Source organism: Bradyrhizobium barranii subsp. barranii (assembly GCF_017565645.3).
Taxonomy (GTDB): domain Bacteria; phylum Pseudomonadota; class Alphaproteobacteria; order Rhizobiales; family Xanthobacteraceae; genus Bradyrhizobium; species Bradyrhizobium barranii.
Map to the genome: position 1 here is coordinate 10,205,947 of NZ_CP086136.1, position 19,835 is coordinate 10,225,781.

Below are 19,835 nucleotides of genomic sequence, written 5' to 3' on the forward strand. Positions count from 1 at the left end.
TCCACTGCATTCAAAATTGTGTTACCATAGCTATTCTAGTTGAAGTTGGACCTTTGAGCTTTTTGGGAGGAATCGATGCGCTTCATTCCCATTCTGTTGCTCTCTTTCCTACTCGGGGTCGGCGCCCTTTCAGTCGCAAATCAAGTCGTGCAATCCGCACAGGCTTGCCAACGTGGATGTTAAGGGCGGTGATCCTCCGCTCGACGCCTCTGAACGAGACGATCTAGAGGCGGACTTCCGGCTGATCGTACAGGCAATCAAGGAAGAGAGATGCATTCCGTTCCTGGGAGCTGGCGCGTCCCTGAGCGACCGCGCGGACAGCCTGCCTAGCGGTCCCGAACTTGCTCGCAGGATTGCTGACGAGGTCAAGTATCCCGGTGAAGACAAGGGCGATTTCTTGCGCGTCTGTCAATATTACGAGACGGTCATGGATGCCTATAGTCTCCGGCGGTTTATCTATAAGAGCTTAACCATAAGCGACGCAGCGCCTGGGATCGTACACCACAAGCTTGCACAGATGCCGCTCACTCATATCCTCACTACGAATTTTGATAACTTGATGGAACGAGCATTCCGAATTGCTGACAAGGAGCCGATCGTCGGCCTTTACGACTGGAGGTACGACAAGGCGCAAGACTTGCCGAGGGGCACTCGAAGAAAACCGATCGTCTACAAGCTGCACGGCACCGCGGAAGAGGATAGGCTTATGAGCATGCTGTGCACCGAGGACGATGTGATCGAGTTCATTGCGCGTCTTACCCGGGGGGAGCCCGTACTCGCGCCCGTGATCCAGACGCTCTTCACCGAGTTCAATTCCTTCCTATTCATAGGTTATGGATTACGCGACTGGAATATCCGCTCAATGATGCGATCCTTGAGGTGGAATGTTCCGAAAACGTCGACCAAGTCATTCGCCGTGCAACGTAAGCCTCGTGCACCGTCGACTGCTTCTGGCCCGAAGAAGGATTGGGAGTGGGACAGCATCTCCCGCTATTGGGACACAAAAGAGAATCTCAAGATCATCGACAGCACTGCCGTCGAATTCACGAGTGCCTTGTATGATCGCTTTAGGCTCGTCTGAACGAAAGTCTACAGTGCTTCAAGGCCCGTTTCTCGGACCGCGGCCCTTCGAAGATAATGAACTCGATCGCAAGTTCTTTTTCGAGCGCGACCAGGAGGCCGCCGACGTCCTTGATCTACTTCTGCGGTCGCGCCTCGTAGTGCTATACGGGCCCTCAGGCGTCGGGAAAACGTCTTTGATGAACGCCGGCGTTTTTCCCAAGTTAAAAGACCGCCGTCTCGAGCCAGTTCCGATCGATTTTGGGCTTGTGAGGAGCAGGCTGGGAGTTTCCACCGGTTCTAGCGTTACTGATTGCTTACTACAACAGGAGTTGATCCGCCAGATCGGGACTAGAAAATGTGCTCCAAAGCCGCCCACCGATCCTCTCAAAACACCTGACCTCTGGTCCTTTCTGCGACAACTCGATTACGGGTCGGGAATGGTGCTGGTCTTCGACGACTTCGAAGAGCTGTTCGGGATATCGCAGGTTGAGCAGGCTAGGGAATTTCTAAGGCTTCTCGGCTGCATCGTATCGAATCGCGTCCCCCCGGAGCACATCTTAGCCGCAGATCGGCAGCTGGCGGCCGTTGAAGCCGGGTCCAAGCGCCAAGCCGAACTGATTGAGCTGGCCCGCGGGAGCGTCGACATTCCGGTGCGTGTGGTCATTTGCGTGCAGGAGTCCTTCCTACCGCAGGTCCAGCAGCTGCAAACGTTCATTCCCAACGTTTTGAAAACATCTTACCGCCTTCAGCCTTTTACACAGGAAGAAGCAGAAAGCGTGATCCTTTTCTCTCTCCAGGCACGGAATTCTGGAATTTCGAAGGAAGATGCAGTTCGGTTTAGCAAAAGTGCCATCAAATCAATTGTCGATTTCCTCGGCGCCCGCAATGAGCGCGTAACACCTGACCTCACCTCCAATCTTCAGATCAGCCGGCCAGTCGACCCGACGGAACTGCAGATCCTATGTCAATCTATATTTCACGAAGCTTTGCGCAGAAACAGAACACCATTCCTCTATAGCGCATCGCTTCTGGCACGCCTCTATAAGCGGCAACGTCTGATCAAGACGGAGGATCTACGCGGCGAGACCGGCATGCGACGCCTTCTCGATCGCTATTACGTTCAGTCGTTACGTCTTTTACCTGCCTTACGCCTGGGTCACAATCCACAGGGCTGGACGCCTTCCTTGTCGAATCTCTTGTTGTTTAATTTGCCGCGCATCGCCATGGCCCGTTTTTGCGAAAATGGACTTATTCTGCCAAACAGGCGCAATACCCAAGTCCAAGAGGTCGCCGAAAGTCAGTTTGGCGTGAACCGATCCGATTTAGACACGTTCGTAGATCGACGCTTTCTGGTTCGGCGGGATGCCAGGCCCGGTACCTTCTTTTATGAGCTGGCCAGTGAATCGCTTGCCGAAATGCTGCGCCGCTTCTTGCGGCGTCGGAGGTCTCTTCGCAATGTCATGGTTTTGCCATTGATTTTGACCTGTGTTCTCCTGCTGCAGTTCCTAGGTTGGGACATCGGGACGAGTGAGATCCTGCTGCCGCGAGTGCCTGCCACACTGCACTCGCCTATAGCAAAATACATTAGCTGGCGGGGCCGTCCGGTCGATCTTGCTTTTGCGGGATTAGCTGAACTATCGCTGAGAGATGTCAGCTTCAATGGAAGCAAGTTTACAAACGCGATAATGAACGGGGCCATTCTTGAGGGTTTCCAAGCCAATCAGAGTATGTTCACTGGAGCAAACCTTGAATCCTCGATTATAGACGGATCCGATTTCATTTCAGCGAAGCTCGACAAAACGAAGCTAAGCGGGGCTACGTTCAATAACTCAACGCTTTCGAAGGTGAACTTCGCGAACTCGTCGCTGAAGGACATCAAGTTTCTTTCCTCTAATCTATATGACAGCGATTTCACTCAGGTGATCAGCCCTACAGGCGAAGCGCCGCACAAGGTTGTAGAATTTAATAACTCAAATTGGTGGCTCTCGAAGGGTTGGGACGAGGCGGCGCGCTGGCACTTTTACCGCCAATTCGAACTGCGAAGTTATGTAGGATCCGTTCAGTACGAAAAGGATTATTCAACGCGGTGCCATAACATCAGAACCGGTACGACTGCCGTCGACCGTGCGGCCTTCGTGGTGACCCTCGCGTGGTTCATTCTCGTGAATGGCGGCGACTTGGAGGAGGCGCAAAGTTACATTGACCAAGCGCGTACTCTTGGAAAGGACTCAGGGGGAAAAGCCTTAGATGTGGAGCTAAGCGCCTCCATCGAGGAATATCAGGCGCAGATGTTCCTGAGGAAAGGCAACGACAAAGCAGCGCGCGATCTGTACGAGTGGCTTATATCGGGTAGAGAGTGGCCGGTAGCTGCTGAGTGGCGATACCGCTACGCTATCGTGCTACAGCATCTTGGCGAGAAAGGTGCTGGGGATATGAAGAAAAGTGCCAGCAAGGACTTTGTCTTTACGCCGACTTACGAACAGGTCCTGTTCGAATGGGATTATCCACCTACCAACAATATCGGCCGCACGGAGCGATGCAAACTCCCCCCAGAATTGGAAAGTCAACGAAAGCGGTGATTTGGGCACCAGTTGTTAATCGGCGCGGGTCCCGACGCCGATCGGCGAACTAACCCGTCTTATTCGCGAGAGGGCGCCCGAGAGGCTGGCGAGCGTGGTGTAAAGCGCTGATACGGCGTAGGATTCGGTTGTGAAGCCAACCCCATCACCTCCAACCGCGAACGCCACGCCCGCCATGACCGACGATACGATTCCGCCCTTCTCGTTTCCAGCCATTCACGCCAAGAAAGTCACAGTGACCTTGCCCCAAGTTTTATCCAGTCCTGAGTTCGCTCCGGCTGACCTTGCCCCCATATGTGGAACGGCCCGCGAGGCAAGAGCTTTTTCAGTCGATTTCACACATTGGAACGGTGCGGTCATATGTCCGGCCTTTGCGCGCGGCACAATATGGCCGCTGGCCTCGATGAGATCCGCGGAACGAGGAGCTAAATCAAGTTTACGCGCTTGAGCGCATTGGGGGCAGTAGCTTCACTCGTTTCGGGATTTCGTCCCATGGGTTCATCGCCTGTTGTTGCACCTCGCCCTCTGCCGGCCTGCGCCGGTCAGATCGTTTTGGCGGTCACTACGTCACCGCGGCAATCGCCAATGGGTCGGGACGCCGATAAATTCCGCCCTTGTTCAGGAGCGCCCAGATGATCCGCGCCGTCTTATTGGCCTGCGCGACGGCGGCAACCTTGAAGGGGCGTCTGGCGAGAAGCGCCTTCAGCCACGGCCGCGCCCGAACGTCGTTTCGGACAAGCCGCAAGACGGCCGTTGCCCCGACAACGAGGAGAGAGCGGAGTTCTGGATTTCCCATCTTCGATATTCGTCCCAACCGCTCTTTGCCTCCGCTTGAATGAGGCCGCGGCGTCAATCCCAGCCAGGCGGCAAAGTGGCGAGCCGACTTGAACCCGCCGGGATCCGGCACAAGCGCTTTGATGGTCGCCGCCGTAATGGCGCCGACGCCAGGGATCGTGGTCAACCGACGCATGTCCTCGTCGTGCTTGGCCTCCGCGACGATTGCGCGCTCGAGCCTCTCGATCTGGTCGGCTGAAGCTTCAATCTCGTCGGCAATAGCCATCAGCGCGAAGCGCGCTGCTGCGGGCAGGCGTGCATCTGTCTCATCCCGTATGATTGCGACCAGCGCCTCAACCTTTGCCAGGCCGGCGGTGGCGATGATCCCCAATTCTGCCAGATGCGCGCGCAACGCGTTGACCGACTGCGTTCGCTGCCGCACTAGAAGAGCGCGGGTCTTCAGCACCATCGCGGCAGCCTGTTGCTCAGCCGTCTTAATCGGCACGAAGCGCATGGTCTTTCGGGTCACCGCTTCGCTGATGGCCTCAGCGTCCGCCGCATCCGTCTTGCCACGCTTGACGAAGGGTTTGACATAAGCCGGCGGAATGAGCCGGACCTCATGACCGAGAGCTGCGATCTCGCGCGCCCAATAGTGGGCGCTACCGCATGCTTCCATCCCCACCAGGCATGCTGGCAGCTTCTCAAAGAAACGCAGAACTTCGCTGCGCCGTAGCTTCCGGTTGAACACGGGTGAGCCCTCGGCATCCGCCCCGTGAACCTGGAAAACGTGCTTGGCCAGATCCAGCCCGATGGTGATAACCTGTTTCACGGAACGGTCCCTCCTTTGTGGCGTTCGAACAACGACCACGTTCTAGCACTTTGATGCTGTTGGAGCGGGCCGTTCCACCACATCAAGTTTTATCCAGTTCTGAGTTCGCCCCTGCCGTTGGATTTGCCCGGTTGGGCGGTGGAAGCGACGGGGGCTGGCGCGGAGCCTTCGGCATAGCGCAGCGCCAGATCCCGGCGCGGGTGGCATGTCATCGCGAACTCGGACGGGGTTCTCCATCCGAGCTGCGAGTGTGGTCGTGTGTCGTTGTAATCGGCCCGCCAACATCCAAGTGTGACGCGGGCTTGTGCCAGTGACGTGAACAACGTCTCGTTCAACAGCTCGTCCCGCAGCCGGCCGTTGATGGGGAAGACGGCCCCGCTCCCTCGGCGCCGGCGATATACTGGCGATGGACGAACCCCGCTAACAGGAGCAATTCACCATGGAAATCGCGACAATTGGGTTGGATATTTCGAAGCACGTATTTCACATCCATGCAGTTGATGGCCAAGGCCAAGTGGCCGGTCGCCAACGCCTCCGGCGAGGCGAGATCGTGTCGTTCTTCTCCTCGCTCGCACCTTGCCTAGTCGGCATTGAGGCCTGTGCGACTGCTCACCACTGGGCGCGGGAGATTCGGCAGTTTGGACACGATGTGAGATTGATCCCGCCAGCCTATGTTAAACCCTACCTACGAAGAGGAGCCAAGAATGACGCCGCTGACGCGGCCGCGATCTGCGAAGCGGTCACCCGTCCCAATATGCGGTTCGTTCCAATCAAGAGCGTTGAGAACCAGGGCTTCTTGATGCTTCATCGTGCAAGAGGCTTGTTGGTCCGCCAACGAACCATGACAGCCTGCGCGATTCGGGCTCACTTTGCTGAGTTCGGAATCATTGTCGGGCAAGGCCGGCAACGGGTGGATGGTCTGGTGGACTTGTTGGATGACGAGGAACTGACGCTACCGGCCCACGCCCGCATCGCACTAGCCGTCCTTGTGAACCAACTGAAGGAATTGGACCGGCAGGTCGAGGCCATCGAGCGCGAGATAGCTCAGATCCAGCGAGTAAATCCGATGGCGAAGTTGCTGTCCACAATTCCCGGGATCGGTCCCATAACGGCCACGGCTCTCGCCGCGACCGTACCGGACGCAACAATGTTCCGCTCCGGGCGGGAGTTCGCGGCCTGGCTTGGCCTGACGCCTAAGCAGAATTCCACCGGCGGGAAGGATCGGCTCGGCCGGATTACGAAACAGGGCGATTCCTATCTCAGGCACTTGCTTGTCATCGGGGCACGTAACGTCGTTCGGTACCCAAAGGCTCGCTCCCGGGTTGGAGGCGGCTGGATCGAAGCCCTGCTTGAACGGCGTCGGCCGATGGTCGTCGCCATCGCCGTTGCCAACAAGTTGGCCCGGATCGTCTGGGCGATGATGACGACCGGGGAATTCTATCGGCCTAAGCTCGCGGCCTGACTTTCCGCGTATGTTGGCCACCTTATGGTGTGAGGGCAAATGACAGCATGATGGACACCGGCGGAGCTGGGGATCGAGCAAGCCCGAAGAGCTTTAAGCGCAACAAGCGCGACCCGTTGATGAGGCCTCGATCCGCGATCTCCATCAGGGCCAGCGGCCATGGCATCGGTCGCACTAACAGGCCGGATACATGAACGCACCCGACCGGAATCCAAAGTGCTGCTGAATCCCTTGCATCCGCGGGGCCGTCTATACATGAAGCTTTCGATGAAGGCATTCTGCGTCGGCTTGCCGGGCGCGATGTAATGCCAGGCGACGCGGCTCTGATCGGCCCATGTCAGGATGGCGTTGCTGGTCAATTCGGTGCCGTTGTCGCTGACCACCATTTTGGGCTTGCCGCGCTCGATGATCAGCCGATCCAGCTCCCGCGCCACCCGGGAGCCAGACAGCGAGGTGTCGGCCACCAGCGCCAGGCACTCGCGGGTGCAATCATCGACGACGGTGAGGATGCGGAAGCGGCGGCCATCGGTGAGCTGATCCGACACGAAGTCGAGAGACCAGCGGTCGTTTGGCGCCATCGCGACCGTCATCGGCGCTCGGGTCCCGATCGCCCGCTTGCGGCCGCCACGGCGACGCACCGCAAGCCTTTCTTCCCGGTAGAGCCGGAACAGCTTCTTGTGGTTGACCACGTAGCCCTCACGCTTGAGCAGAACATGCAGGCGCCGATAGCCGAAGCGACGGCGCTCTTGGGCGATCGCCCTCATGCGTTGGCGAAGGCCGGCTTCGTCCGCCCGGGTCGTTTGGTATCTCATGGTCATGCGGCAGCAGCCGATGGCTTTACACGCCCGCCGTTCGCTCATCCCGTGGGCAGCCACGAGATGTGCGACAGCCTTCCGCTTGGCCGCGGGCGTCACCACTTCTTTCCCAGGAGGTCCTTCAAGGCCGCATTGTCCAGCATGGCGTCAGCCAAAAGCCGCTTCAGCCGCGTATTCTCGTCCTCCAGCGTCTTCAGCCGCTTGGCCTCCGACACCTCCAGCCCACCGAACTTGGCCTTCCATTTGTAGATGCTGGCGTCGCTGACGCCGTGCTTGCGGCATAGATCGGCGACCGACACGCCGGCCTCATGCTCCTTCAAAATCCCGATGATCTGCTCGTCCGAAAAGCGGCTGCGCTTCATGCTCTGGTCCTTGTCGTGGGCCAGAGCGAACTTCAAACTGGATTAAGCCCGTGGGGCAAGGTCACCGCTGCCTCGTTTCTCGCTCTCCGCAATTTCCGTCCCAACTGACGAACAGGAAATCCCAGACGCAATCATCCACTCACCGTCAAATGTGCAGCTAGTCGTTCCGATTAATGAGAGGGCTATTGAAAGACGGTATGCGGCATTCCTCCACACCGAGTCTCACACGGAGAAGCAGATTTTCCAGATGCGGATGGATTTAGCAGGCCTTGAACGATTGACCCTCGAAGAGCATGTAGCACGGCTGCAGGCTCTCTTGGTCAAGTTCAACATCGCAATACGCGTCGTAATCATCAGGTATTTCAAGTCGCTGATTGCGTTCGTGTGGACGGTGATCATGCTTACGCTTTGCCTTGCCGTCGTGAAGCAGCACACGGTTCACAGGCCTGGCAGTTACCCCACCGAATACTGGTGTCTATTTTTCGGCTTCATATGGGCGAGCCTTGCACCTCTGCTCGTGGCTCTTCCTCTGGTATGGGTCACTGCGAGAGGTGACCAAAACAAATCATTGCGACGGGTACGGCGAGACCCCCATCTGATCGGTTTCGAGCGCACAGTTCTGGCACTTTGTCTGACAGCAGCTTTTGCTAGCAGCGTTGGCCTTTGGGAATATCATCTGCCGGAAAACCAATTATACGTACTCTGGATCACGGTGTTCTTCGGGATACTCGGGTGGACCGCTCTAGGCGTGAGGCTTTGGTGGGTTATTTTTCGTCGAACTTGACTCAAGGTAGCCAAGAAACATGCGTGTTCCAGCCGATCGTGATCACCGATTCCAGGCCATCGTGATCACTCATTCCAGAGCATCGTGATCACCGTTTCCACCCGATCGTGATCGCTATTTCCAGCGATCATGATCGGGGGCAATGGGGAGGCGCGCACCGCTGACAGTCTGCAACCCGGCTACCTTGGTCTTTTGCCCAACCGCAGAGGATCGAGATGCCGACCGAGAGACTGTCCATGCGCCACATTCGTGAAGTTCTACGCCTGCACTACAGCGTCGGCATGTCGCAACGCGCCGTTGCCCGCAGCCTCGGCTTGGCCCAGGGCACGGTCAGCAAGTACCTCAATCGAGCCCGCCGCACCGGCCTGACCTGGCCGTTGCGGCCAGAGCTGGATGACGATGCCCGGCTCGAGAACCGCCTGTATCCGCCACCCTCCGATCGACCCAGCGACGAGCGTCCGCAGCCGGATTGGGCGCTCGTGCATCGCGAGCTGCGGCGCCCGAACGTCACGCTGATGCTGTTGTGGGAGGAGTATTGCGACGCAAGCTCCGACAGCTTCAGCTATTCGTGGTTCTGCGAACGCTACAAGGAATGGGCCGGCCGCCTCAAACCGACCCTGCGCCAGGTTCACGTCGCCGGCGAGAAGCTGTTCGTCGACTATTCCGGCCACACGATGGAGGTGGTTGACGGGCTCACGGGTGAGGTGCGCAGCACGCAGATCTTCGTCGCCGTGCTCGGCGCCTCGAACTACACCTACGCCGAGGCCAGCCTCAGCCAGAGCCTGCCGGACTGGATCGCCTCGCACGTTCGGGCCTTTGCCTTTTTCGGCGGTGTGGCCCGGCAGACGGTGAGCGACAATTTGAAGGCCGGCATCACCCGGGCCTGCTTTCACGAGCCGATGGTCAACCGGACCTATGCCGATCTCGCCCGCCATTACCGCACCGCCATCGTCCCGGCGCGGCCGTATCGGCCGCGCGACAAAGCCAAGGTCGAGGTCGGGGTCCAAATCGTCGGGCGATGGATTCTGGCGCGTCTGCGCAACCGCCGCTTCTTCTCGCTCGCCGCCCTCAACGAGGCGATCCACAGCCTCCTTGTCGAGCTGAACGATCGACCTCTCCGGAGCTGGGGGCGAAGTCGGCGCGACCTGTTCGAAGAGCTCGATCATCCGGCGCTCACCCCCTTGCCGGATGAACCGTACGAGTATGCCGAGTGGAAGCGCTGCCGGGTCAACCTCGATTATCACGTCGAGATCGCCAAGCATTACTACAGCGTCCCTCACAGCCTCGTTCATCAGGAGGTTGAGGCCCGCATCACCCAAAAGACCGTCGAGATATTTCTCCGCGGCAAGCGGGTGGCGTCGCATCTGCGCAGCACCTTGCCGCATCGCCCGACCACGATTCCCGAGCATATGCCGAGCTCGCATCGCCGCTATCGCGACTGGACCCTTGAGCGCATTCGTTCGGAAGCCGCCAAGGTCGGTCCCGATGCCCAGACGCTGATCGACGTCATCCTGCGATCGCGGCCACATCCGGAACAGGGCTTCCGCTCGGCCATCGGCATTCTCGGGCTGGTCAAGCGCTACGGCCAGGAACGCGTCGATGCCGCTTGTGCCCGGGCCCTCCTGCTCAACGCCCGTTCGTACAAATCGGTCGCCGCCATCCTCAAGAACGGCACTGACAGAACTGCTCCTCCCGCCGAGGAGGCGCCCATCCTCTTCCACACCAACATCCGTGGCCGCAGCTATTACAATTGATCAGGAGAGATCAGCATGCTCATTCACCCCACCGTCGATCGCTTGCGCGCACTCGGCCTCGCCGCCATGGCCGATACCTGCGTCGAACTGCAGAACAATCCCGAGGCGGCCGAGATGCCGCACGCCGATTGGCTCGGCCTCCTCGTCGATCGCGAGGTCACCGGCCGCGACAACCGCCGCCTCACGCGCCGCTTGACCGGGGCCAAGCTCCGTCAAGCCGCCACCATCGAGAACATCGACTATCGCACCGCCCGTGGTCTCGATCGTTCGCTCTTCCAGAACCTCGTCACCTGTCAATGGATCCGTGACAGCAACCACCTGGTCATTGTCGGCCCAACCGGCACCGGCAAGTCCTGGCTTGCCTGCGCGCTCGGCAACAAGGCCTGCCGCGACGGCTTTTCCGTCCTCTACAAGCGAACATCCCGCCTGTTCGCCGATCTCGCCCAGGCGCGCGGCGAAGGCCGTCTGGCGCGCCTGATCGCGGCCCTGGAGCGCGTCAATCTCCTCATCCTCGACTTATGTGCAGCACGCAGTGATGTGGAGTTGAGGGTTGACAATCGGCGCTGGTCCGGTTTTTGACAGCCCCAACTCCACATAATTTACCCTGTAGGTCATAGCCTCTTAAGCCAATCAACAATGTTGATCGCCGCAGAAGAGACGTGCCCAGCGCGAGGCGGTGCGAGGATCTCGGGGAACACCTGCATAAGCGCTTGGCGTTTTAGATCGATGTCCGCCCTTGCATAGGTCATGGTTGTGTTCAGCGACGAATGCCCAAGCCATTGGCTGATGGTCGCGAAGTCAACTCCCGCCTTCAGGAGAAAGATGGCGGTCGTATGCCGCAAGGAATGGGGATGGATCCGCTTCTGCTGCAGCGTGCGGGTTGCGTTGGCTCCGGCCGTGATGTGCTTCTTGAGCAGGTAACGAACGCCAAAGCGGGTCAACTTGCTGCCCTGGCGGTTCACGAACAGCGGAGCGTCGCGGCCTCCCGAATGAGCAGCACTGTTCGACAGTTCTTGCAGAAGTCGTGCGGTTTGCGGCCAAATTGGACACAATCGCGTTTTGTCGCCCTTGCCGCGCAGCCGGATTTGATGAGGAGGATCAGTGCGGATGTCGCACAGCCTCAGATCGAGGATCTCCTGAACACGGGCTCCCGTGTTGAGCATCAATGCGAACAAGGCATAGTCGCGTTTGCCCCGTTCTGTGGACCGGTCGATCGATTTGAGCAACGCTTCTACTTCCTGCGGCTCAAGGTATTCGATCGGCTTGCTTCGCGCGCCGCGTTTGAACGGTACGCCTAGCACGCGCTGCAGTTCGGCGAGATAGGCGGGCTGTTCGGTTGCGAGAAAGCGAGAGAACGTATGCAGCGCCGCCAGCCGCGCATTGCGAGTGGCTACTCCATTGTGACGCTCAGCCTCTAGAAACGCCAGGAAGTCCTGAACCTGCTTCGCCGTGAAATCGACGAGATCGAGATCCTCGATAGCCTTGGCCGTTTGCGACGAAGTAAAGCGCAGGAACAGAACGAGCGCATCCCGGTAGTTGCGTATGGTGTGTCGGCTGGTACCCCGGAGCGTCGGCAGATACTCTCGGAAGAAGCGCTCGATGCTCTTGCCGAGCTCGTTAGGTCTTTGCGATCTCATGCGGCACCTCCTGTGATGAGGTGGCCGAAATGCCTCTCGAGCCGATCGCTGGCCGCAGCAGAAAGTTGTGGAATCCAGCGGAGGTAATAGGCAGTCGAAACAATTGAGACGTGCCCCATGTACATCGCAAGCTTTGGCAGATTGGATTGGACATCCGCCCCTTGCTGGTACCATCGCAACAGCGATCCGACCGCAAAGCTATGGCGAAAGTCATGCACCCGCGGGGTTCGCCCGTCGGGGCCTCGAACGTCGGCGACTTGGAATAGCGTTTGGACTCCTTCCCGCAGGCCGGTACCTGTGTAGCCGCGCACGCACCCCTTGGTATTGCAAAGCAAGGGTGAATCCGCCGAATGGCTCAGAGGTGATCGCAACCGCTTCCTGAGGTACAACCTCAGCTCCCGACAGGCATCCGGCGACAACGGGACGATCCGCGACTTGTGGAACTTCGACGCACGAATGTGCAAAATGCCATGGCGGGCATCGACGTCGGCCAAGGTGAGACGCAGCAGCTCGCCCCTACGGAGCCCCGCGGTGTAGAGCAGGACCACGGCAAGTCGCATCACCGCTGGCCGCAGCGGCGAACTTGACGTCGGAGCCAAATGATCGGCTATGGCCAACATCCTGGCGACTTCGGCCGCCCCAAAGATGACCGGCGGTGCATGGGGGCTCCGACGTGGGAAGCGATTGATATCCGGAACGAAGCAACTTGGCTCGGTACGCTGACGATAGAGACAAAAGTTGCGCACGATACGCTGGCGATTGCGCCTCGTGTTTGCAGAAAGATGACCTTGTGACACGCACCATCCCTCGAAGAGCGCTTGGTCGAGGTCAGTACAGGTGTTCTTCTCCAGAAATTGACGCAGAGCGTCGATTACGCGCTCCTCATGAACATAGCCGCGCCCGAGTGAACGTTGCCTCTGCAAATAACGGTCCACCACTTGGTTGAACGGGATCGCCGATAAGGTCGCGCTCATGCCGCGTCCTCCTCGATGCCGATGGTCGCCGTTGGCAGAGGAAGCGCGACCTCTCGCAGGGCCCCGGTCTGCAGCCGGAGATAGACACAGGTGCTCTCCAGAGTTCGATGGCCGAGCAGATCACCGATCACCTTGACGCCGACACCACGATCGAGCAGACGCATCGCAAACGAATGGCGCAGGCAGTAGGAGGATGTATCCTGCAGCGGCAGACCGCTCTGACGTGCGCGCTTCTGGTAGAGATCGCCTATGGCGTAGTGCGTGAGGGGACCGACCGGGGGGCTTGCGCGGAGGAAAAGTTCGCGGTGCGCCCCGCCGGGCCGGCCGCGGCGCAGATAGCGCCTGAGGATGCGTATGGTTTGTTCGGCTAGAGGAAGCGCCAGATCTGATCTGGTCTTGCACTGCTTGACGCGGAGCGTGCGGCTATCCCAATCGATTGAGCCAAGCGTCAGTGCGATGATCTCGGAGGGCCGCAGGCCGTAATGCGCCATCAAATGGAGGATCGCATAGTCTCGCCAGCCAAGCCGCTCCGATCGGTCGATGGAGCGCAGCAGCCGCTTTACAAGCGGCCAAGCCAGAGCTCGAGGCGGTCGTTCACCTCGGTAGGCGCGCGGCGCGTCAATTGCGTCGAGCCGTTGCCGAATCTCGCCGTGGTCGAAGCAAAACCTAAGAAAGGCGCGGAGGCGAGCGACAACGTGCTGTAGGGTTTGTCGCTTAATGCGCCGCGCTTTGGTCATTACGAACCGATCGACTGTGGCCGGGGGATGTCCCGGGTTCTGTTGAATTTCTGAAGAGGTCGGCGTTGCCCACCTTGAGCCGGTAGGCTCGGGGTGCTGATTCCACAAAGGAGAGCAACGCCATGACGAGAGATATCACACCGGCTGGTTCGCCGGCGACCGGGGCTGTGGACGAAGCGTTTGCAGAAGTGCGGGCGAGCTTTGATCGGTTCTGCCTTGCGGCGGGGATCGAAGCGCTCGGCACGATGATGGAGGCGGATGTCACGGCGGCCTGCGGGCCACGCCACGGTCGCGACGCGGCACGGCGGGCGCACCGTTGGGGCCGAACGCGGGGACGGATCGGCTTCCACGGCGGCAAGATCGAGGTCGAGCGCCCGCGGGTCCGGGGCGTGGACGGCCGCGAGGTCACGATCCCGAGCTGGGAAACGGCGGCGGCGGAGGATTGGCTCGGTCGCTGGGCGATGAACCTGATGCTGATCAATGTGTCGACGCGCCGGTTCGGCCGCGCTGTCCGGCTGCCCGAAGGTGACGTGCCGGCACCGCCCGGATCGGGGATTTCGAAGTCGGCGGCCTCGCGGAGGTTCGTAGCGCTGTCGGCGGCGCGGCTGGCCGACTTCATGGCTGCCGATCTGTCCGCGCTCGACCTTCTGGTGGTCCAAATCGACGGGCTGCATCTCGGCGACGATCTCGTGCTGGTCGCCGCGATCGGGGTTGACGGCGAAGGCAACAAGCATCCGCTGGCTCTGGTGGAAGGGGCGACCGAGAATGCCACAACGGTTCAGGCCCTGCTGGATAACCTGGTCTCGCGCGGGCTCGACCCGACGGTGCCAAGACTGTTCATTGCCGACGGCGCGAAGGCGTTGTCGAAGGCGATCCGCCGCACCTTCGGTTCGGCCGCTGCGATCCAGCGCTGCCAGATCCACAAGGCGCGCAACATCATGGAACGCCTGCCGAAAGAGCATCATGCGGCCACCCGTCGGGTGCTGCGCCAGGCCTGGGAGCTCGATGACGCCGACAAGGCCGAAAAATTGATCCGCAATCTCGCGCGTCGACTCGACCAGCAATGGCCCGGCGTAGCGGCAAGCATCCTCGAAGGCCTCGACGAAATCCTGACTGTCGTCCGATTGAAGTTGCCGAAGGAGCTTCGTCGATCACTCGCCTGTACCAACATCGCCGAGAACATGATGGGCACCATTCGCCGCGTCACGCGCAACGTCAAACGCTGGCGGGATGCCAGTATGGCCTTGCGATGGGTCGCGGCCGGCATGATCGAGGCCAACAAGGGCTTCCGACGATTGAAGGCGTATAAGCAATTGTCGGTTCTGCGTGCGGCCCTTCAAGCTCACCACGATCGCATGACGATCAACCCCGTTGCCAACGTCACGAGGGCCGCGTAACATTCATTCCGGCAACGTAGGCCCGACCTAGTTCAACAACGATCGGGACATCCCCTGTGGCAGCTGACAACGCATGCAGCGGGGCGCCAGCTGGCAAAGCGTACGCGAGCAAGCTCTTCACTGTTGCGATGTGCTGTTCCAGGGTCGCGCCGGTAAGGCCACGCACCTCCGATAGATACCGTCTGTAGCGACCAAGAAGTGCTGAGAACGGCTCGGGTACTGCTTCTTTGACGAACAGCCGCCTCGCGATGAGAAAACGTTCAACGGCGCGTCGGGTGCCTTGCAATGACGCGGGGGCAAATGCTTGCGACAAGAACCGTCCTGAAACGCCGGTATCGCAATCAAGCCGCGCTGAACACATCCGGTCGAGAGCTTCCTTTAGGCCTCGTACGTGGTGGCAGGCCGTAGATCGGGCGTAGCCAGCCGAGATGAGCCAAGTAGCGAAATCTTCCAACAAAGTGCCATTGGGCGATGCCGTGTAACCCGCGTGAACCTTCCGGAATAAGTGTTCGAGCATGGTTGCCTCCTTCGGATGAACGAGAGAGAACCACGCTACCGTCGTCAGTTATGTTGAGTAGGGACGGTCGAAGCGGCTGTTAATAGCGGGGAGAATCTAGATCGCTCCACATCACTGCGTGCTGCACATAAGTCCAGTCACGTTGAGCTCAACGTGACTGGACGACTGGGGACCCGAACCGCTCACCGCCGACCAGCGCCGGGATCTGCTGGAGATCGTCGATGATCGCTACGACAAGGGATCCTTGTTGATCACAAGTCAGGTCCCCGTGTCGCAATGGCATGACGTCATTGCCGATCCCACCCTTGGCGATGCGATATTGGACCGCATCATTCACAATGCCCACCGCATCGAGCTCAAAGGCGACAGTCTACGGCGACAGGCTGGCGAAAAGAAAAAACCGTGAGCACCTCGCGCACGATCGCCCCGCCGGCCCACAGGCCCCTCCCATGGACCGCCGGGACGATCTCCAAACTAACCCGCCAATCTTGACGAGGAGAGCTGGCAGAGCTGGCCCCGGTTGTTTGGACAGCGCCCCGCTGGATTTAAGTGGATTCCTGCCGGGTTATGCTGAACGCGGGGCTTTACGGTTTTGTCGTTGCGTCGGGAGGGCGTAGCCCGACCAGAGCGACGACAAAACCGTCGGCGACGGTCATGCGGCCATCACCATAGCTTGCGTGCCGAAGTAAGCCTCGTCGGGCGTGTTCGCCTCCGCACCTGATCGCGATCACTGGAATCCGTGATCACCATCGCCTGGAACACCTGATCACCATCCCTGGAATGCGCAGCAATGTCCTGGAAAGTCGTCGCCAGCGATGATTTCATTGCTCCATTGGGGGCGTAAATGGCGAACGCTCTCGCCTTTTTAAAATCGAAGTCCGCTTTAAGCTTCTTGATTCCGTAGCAGTTTTCAAGATCTATACTAATTTTAGGCATAGCGCGCTCCGACAGTTCACGAGGCACGGTACAACCCAAGGTTGGTTGAGCCGAGTGCCTGGCGCCATTTATCCACGAGGATCACATAGCTTCTTCGGCCGGTCAGCAGTGAGCCTGTCTAATGGTCGAAAACCTTCGCGTATTGGCCGATGAGGGCAATGACTTGACGCCGATGATGAGGCGCACGCTTCGTCGGCTGTTCGAGGACTTCGGGCGCCTCGAACACCGCATCGCCGAGATCACACGTGAAATCGAGGCTTTGGCGGCGAGTGACGAACGAGCGCGGAGGCTCATGACTGTTCCCGGGATAGGCCCACTGGTGGCGACGGCATTCGTCGCGAGCGCCGGCAGTGCTAGTCAGTTCGAAGGGCCAAGGACCACGCAGCGTGGCTTGGGCTGGTCCCTCGTGAACACTCAACCGGTGGTAAGACGACCCTCCTTGGGATCAGCAAAAGAGGCAATCACTACCTCAGACGGCGACTGATTCACGGCGCAAGGTCATGCGTCATGCATCTGAACCGTACCTCCGATCGCCTGGGTTCGTGGTTGACGGGCCTCGAAAAGCGCATGCATGCCAACAAGGTCACCGTAAACCGAGTATTCATCTGCGATGTCCTCGGGATTCAATGGCTTGAACAATACGGCGACTTGTACTTGTTGGCTACTGTAACCTTGCAACGTTTGGCGCGTCCGGCCTTGCCGGGCCGGGCTGTCGTGAACGAAACCGCGAAGATGCGTCTCCACCATCCGGCTTCACGTCGAACTCATGCATCAAGAAGTCGTTCTCGGTGGGTACCCGCTGTCAACCGATTTTCGGATTGAGACAGCGGAATTAACACCAAGGAGCGGGACAAGCAGAACTAATAGAAACGATCGTACAAAGGTCACCGAAAGGCGGCCTTTGTTCTGAGTATTGCTTGTTTTTGCATGACAACGGTCAACCGAAACCCGAGGCGAGCTAGAGATTAGCTTTTGCGAGATTTTTACGGTTGTTCGATTTTCGACTTTTGCAACAATATCGGGCACAAGGCGACATGCCGGGGGCAGGGAATGCTCCGATGAGCGGCAGTGTGGCATGGCAGACACGACCCGCAGGGCGCTACCAGCGGCACTTGGTCGCCAAGCAGGCTCACCGTCGATCAGGCGAAGGGGCGACCCGGTTGGCGTCGCTGGCAGCGGATGCCAAAAATTCATTTAGCAAGTGTCGCTTGATCCTGATCGGTTCACGCTCGCCTTGGGAAGCGAGCAAGAGAACGCGCTCGGCAACTTCCAGAGCAGATCGCTGCTGCTGACGAGTGAATGACGGACTGGAAAGAACGTCGTCTAGAACGTCGCGGAGCAAATGTACTGTTGCCGTGTCGTATGCCATGCGCCAAAAATACCCCGCTGTCGAAACAATAGGCGCCGCAGCGCTGGCGCAAGGGAAGGAAGTGAAGCGTCGCCGGGCTCGAAATAAGCGTCCCGGCAGCGCTTATTCTCTAACTGAGCGCTGAAATCCCAGTTGCCCTGAATGATGCAATGGTCATGCCACAAGTTTGTGACGGCGGTTCGCCCGGGGGCTGCCGTGTGACAGTCGAACAGCGAACGGAAGCCCCGATCGCGATCTACAGTCCAAACTCCCTCGACTCTCTCCAGGGGCCAATACGCACCCTGAGTGCATTTGGTTCCATGATAAGGAATTGCAATATCTGAGCCGAGTGTTGCGGCTTAGCTACATCAACATTCAGGCGAACGGGATAGTATCGATTCCTAGGTGGGCGTCGTGCTTTTTTGAACTTCTTTCTGGGAGATTTCTCGTAATGAAAAAGCTTCTGATTGTCGCGGCCGGGATGATGGCCGTGGCTCTATCCGCCCCTGCGGCGGCGGCTGATTTGGCGGCTCGCCCCTACACCAAGGCTCCGCCGCCGGTGGTCGCTCCGATCTATGACTGGACTGGTTTCTACATCGGCGCCAACGGCGGATGGGGCCAAAGCCACAATTGCGTGGATTTCGTCACGCTCGCAGGAACAGTTGCAAGCGGTTGCCGTGATCGTTCCGGAGGCGTCGTTGGCGGACAAATCGGATATCGTTGGCAGACCAATCAGCTTGTGTTCGGATTGGAAGCGCAGGGCGATTGGGCCGACCTCAGCAACACGCGCGTCAGCCTGTTCAACCCGACGCTTTCAACCACAGTTAAGACCGACGGTATCGGCCTCTTCACGGGCCAACTCGGTTGGGCGTGGAACGCGTCACTGCTCTACGTGAAAGGCGGCGCGGCCGTAACCAGCAATCGCCTGACAATATTCGACAACACCACCGGGATCGGTCTGGTCTCGGCAGATAACACGCGCTGGGGCGGCGCGCTGGGTGTCGGCTGGGAGTATGGCTTCGCACAAAACTGGTCGGTCGGTGTTGAATACGACCATCTGTGGATGGGACATGCGAACAACTCCTTCTCCGTGGCCGATCCGCGGCTTGCGGCCGTACTCAACGACCGGATCAGCCAAGACGTGGATATGGTCACTGTGCGCTTCAACTATCGCTTCGGCGGGTATGGAAAAGCTCCTGTCGCGGCGAGATACTGATCGCTCCTGTCTGCGCAAACCAAAGCCCCGGCTCACCGGGGCTTTTTTGCGAGCTATGAATTGCTAGCGGTTGCTTTCTTCTTTGCAGAGCTATGCGGGAAACTGGGTGATGACGGAATGAGATAGGCGGCGTATCGAGGCGGGTGTCGAGCCTGCCAGAACCTCAAGGAGAGCGATACGCCATGAACGAGCATAGCAACATTGTCCCACTGCGTCAGCCCGATGAGATCGACGATCCACTGACGAATATTTTGCGATCTGGTGCTCGGCAGCTGCTTGCGCAGGCTGTCGAGATGGAAGCCGAGGCGTTTCTCGCCGCGATGAAGGGCCTGAAGCTTCCCGATGGCCGCGACCGCCTCGTGCGGCTCTGCATTCTATCCCCCCGTAGAATGCTGCGGACAAGCAGCCGTATCACGATAGGCTGAAGGGCAGCATTGGGGAAGTCGCTCAACAAGACCAATTCGACCTAAGCTTCCGGCGCGACAGATCTGCCGGAATGCGAGCCCGACTTTTTGGGTGGCTGCATCCACTATGAGACTACCGTTTGCGGATCGTGTACGTCTTTGTGAGCGTTTCTTTGAATATGAACCACCCTAGCCAAACTAAGAAAAATCCGAATGCCAGCATCAAGAGCCATTCGAGGTTCACATTT

Annotated in this window: 13 protein-coding genes and 4 pseudogenes; 10 read left to right on the forward strand and 7 right to left on the reverse strand. The window is 59.0% G+C overall.

What is annotated here, in order from left to right:
* Nucleotides 1-172 precede the first annotated feature (172 nt).
* The gene (locus tag J4G43_RS49570; protein ID WP_208083430.1) at nucleotides 173-1,081 is read left to right on the forward strand and encodes an SIR2 family protein; all 909 of its coding nucleotides are present in this window, start codon (nucleotides 173-175) and stop codon (nucleotides 1,079-1,081) included.
* Nucleotides 1,059-3,641: a pentapeptide repeat-containing protein gene (locus J4G43_RS49575; RefSeq protein WP_408581401.1), complete on the forward strand. Its 2,583-nt coding sequence runs from the start codon at nucleotides 1,059-1,061 to the stop codon at nucleotides 3,639-3,641. The genes J4G43_RS49570 and J4G43_RS49575 overlap by 23 nt, the downstream gene beginning before the upstream one ends.
* 562 nt (nucleotides 3,642-4,203) lie before the next feature.
* Here J4G43_RS49575 and J4G43_RS49580 read toward each other — a convergent pair.
* Nucleotides 4,204-5,244 carry an IS110 family RNA-guided transposase gene (locus J4G43_RS49580; RefSeq protein ID WP_208083432.1) on the reverse strand — a complete coding sequence of 347 codons (1,041 nt, stop codon included), beginning with the start codon at nucleotides 5,242-5,244 and terminating at the stop codon, nucleotides 4,204-4,206.
* Nucleotides 5,245-5,333: 89 nt separating this feature from the next.
* Nucleotides 5,334-5,603, reverse strand: a pseudogene (locus tag J4G43_RS49585) (integrase core domain-containing protein); the annotation flags it as partial.
* Nucleotides 5,604-5,683: 80 nt separating this feature from the next.
* On the opposite strand from J4G43_RS49585, the gene J4G43_RS49590 reads away from it, so the two are divergent.
* Nucleotides 5,684-6,706 (forward strand): IS110 family RNA-guided transposase, encoded by a 1,023-nt coding sequence (locus J4G43_RS49590; RefSeq protein WP_038945046.1) that lies wholly within the window; start codon nucleotides 5,684-5,686, stop codon nucleotides 6,704-6,706.
* Here J4G43_RS49590 and J4G43_RS49595 read toward each other — a convergent pair.
* Nucleotides 6,682-7,883 (reverse strand): IS3 family transposase gene (locus tag J4G43_RS49595; RefSeq protein ID WP_408581402.1). Its coding sequence is split into 2 segments (ribosomal slippage): nucleotides 6,682-7,622 and nucleotides 7,622-7,883, totalling 1,203 coding nucleotides; the frame shifts between segments, so codons are not numbered across the junction. The genes J4G43_RS49590 and J4G43_RS49595 overlap by 25 nt on opposite strands.
* Nucleotides 7,884-8,882: 999 nt before the next feature.
* On the opposite strand from J4G43_RS49595, the gene istA reads away from it, so the two are divergent.
* Together istA and J4G43_RS49605 are read left to right on the forward strand one after the other, a co-directional pair.
* On the forward strand, nucleotides 8,883-10,421 hold the full coding sequence (gene istA / locus J4G43_RS49600; protein WP_208083433.1) for an IS21 family transposase: 1,539 nt from the start codon (nucleotides 8,883-8,885) through the stop codon (nucleotides 10,419-10,421).
* Between the two features lie 15 nt (nucleotides 10,422-10,436).
* Nucleotides 10,437-11,000 carry an ATP-binding protein gene (locus J4G43_RS49605; protein WP_208083434.1) on the forward strand — a complete coding sequence of 188 codons (564 nt, stop codon included), beginning with the start codon at nucleotides 10,437-10,439 and terminating at the stop codon, nucleotides 10,998-11,000.
* 32 nt (nucleotides 11,001-11,032) lie between these two features.
* On the opposite strand, the gene J4G43_RS49610 is transcribed toward J4G43_RS49605, so the two are convergent.
* The 3 genes from J4G43_RS49610 to J4G43_RS49620 are packed head-to-tail and all read right to left on the reverse strand — an operon-like array spanning nucleotide 11,033 to nucleotide 13,769.
* Nucleotides 11,033-12,058 (reverse strand): tyrosine-type recombinase/integrase, encoded by a 1,026-nt coding sequence (locus J4G43_RS49610; RefSeq protein WP_028154610.1) that lies wholly within the window; start codon nucleotides 12,056-12,058, stop codon nucleotides 11,033-11,035.
* Nucleotides 12,055-13,032 carry a tyrosine-type recombinase/integrase gene (locus tag J4G43_RS49615; RefSeq protein WP_035680914.1) on the reverse strand — a complete coding sequence of 326 codons (978 nt, stop codon included), beginning with the start codon at nucleotides 13,030-13,032 and terminating at the stop codon, nucleotides 12,055-12,057. The genes J4G43_RS49610 and J4G43_RS49615 overlap by 4 nt, the downstream gene beginning before the upstream one ends.
* Nucleotides 13,029-13,769: a tyrosine-type recombinase/integrase gene (locus J4G43_RS49620; RefSeq protein WP_208083435.1), complete on the reverse strand. Its 741-nt coding sequence runs from the start codon at nucleotides 13,767-13,769 to the stop codon at nucleotides 13,029-13,031. Before J4G43_RS49620 ends, J4G43_RS49615 begins: the two co-directional genes overlap by 4 nt.
* Before the next feature lie 122 nt (nucleotides 13,770-13,891).
* Here J4G43_RS49620 and J4G43_RS49625 point away from each other — a divergent pair, with 122 nt between their 5' ends.
* A complete protein-coding gene (locus J4G43_RS49625) occupies nucleotides 13,892-15,166 on the forward strand; it encodes an IS256 family transposase (RefSeq protein WP_161532324.1) in 1,275 nt (424 codons plus the stop codon).
* 674 nt (nucleotides 15,167-15,840) lie between these two features.
* A pseudogene (locus J4G43_RS49630) lies at nucleotides 15,841-16,089 on the forward strand (ATP-binding protein); the annotation flags it as partial.
* Between the two features lie 257 nt (nucleotides 16,090-16,346).
* On the opposite strand, the gene J4G43_RS49635 reads toward J4G43_RS49630, so the two are convergent.
* Nucleotides 16,347-16,619: a hypothetical protein gene (locus tag J4G43_RS49635; protein ID WP_208083436.1), complete on the reverse strand. Its 273-nt coding sequence runs from the start codon at nucleotides 16,617-16,619 to the stop codon at nucleotides 16,347-16,349.
* A gap of 136 nt (nucleotides 16,620-16,755) precedes the next feature.
* Between J4G43_RS49635 and J4G43_RS56530 the strand changes: the two are divergent.
* From J4G43_RS56530 to J4G43_RS49650, 3 genes and pseudogenes are all read left to right on the forward strand, one after another.
* Nucleotides 16,756-17,210 (forward strand): annotated as a pseudogene (locus J4G43_RS56530) (IS110 family RNA-guided transposase); the annotation flags it as partial.
* Nucleotides 17,211-18,418: 1,208 nt separating this feature from the next.
* Nucleotides 18,419-19,183, forward strand: coding sequence for an outer membrane protein (locus J4G43_RS49645; RefSeq protein WP_208083437.1), 765 nt, complete (start codon nucleotides 18,419-18,421; stop codon nucleotides 19,181-19,183).
* 182 nt (nucleotides 19,184-19,365) lie between these two features.
* A pseudogene (locus tag J4G43_RS49650) lies at nucleotides 19,366-19,548 on the forward strand (IS256 family transposase); the annotation flags it as partial.
* Nucleotides 19,549-19,835 lie beyond the last annotated feature (287 nt).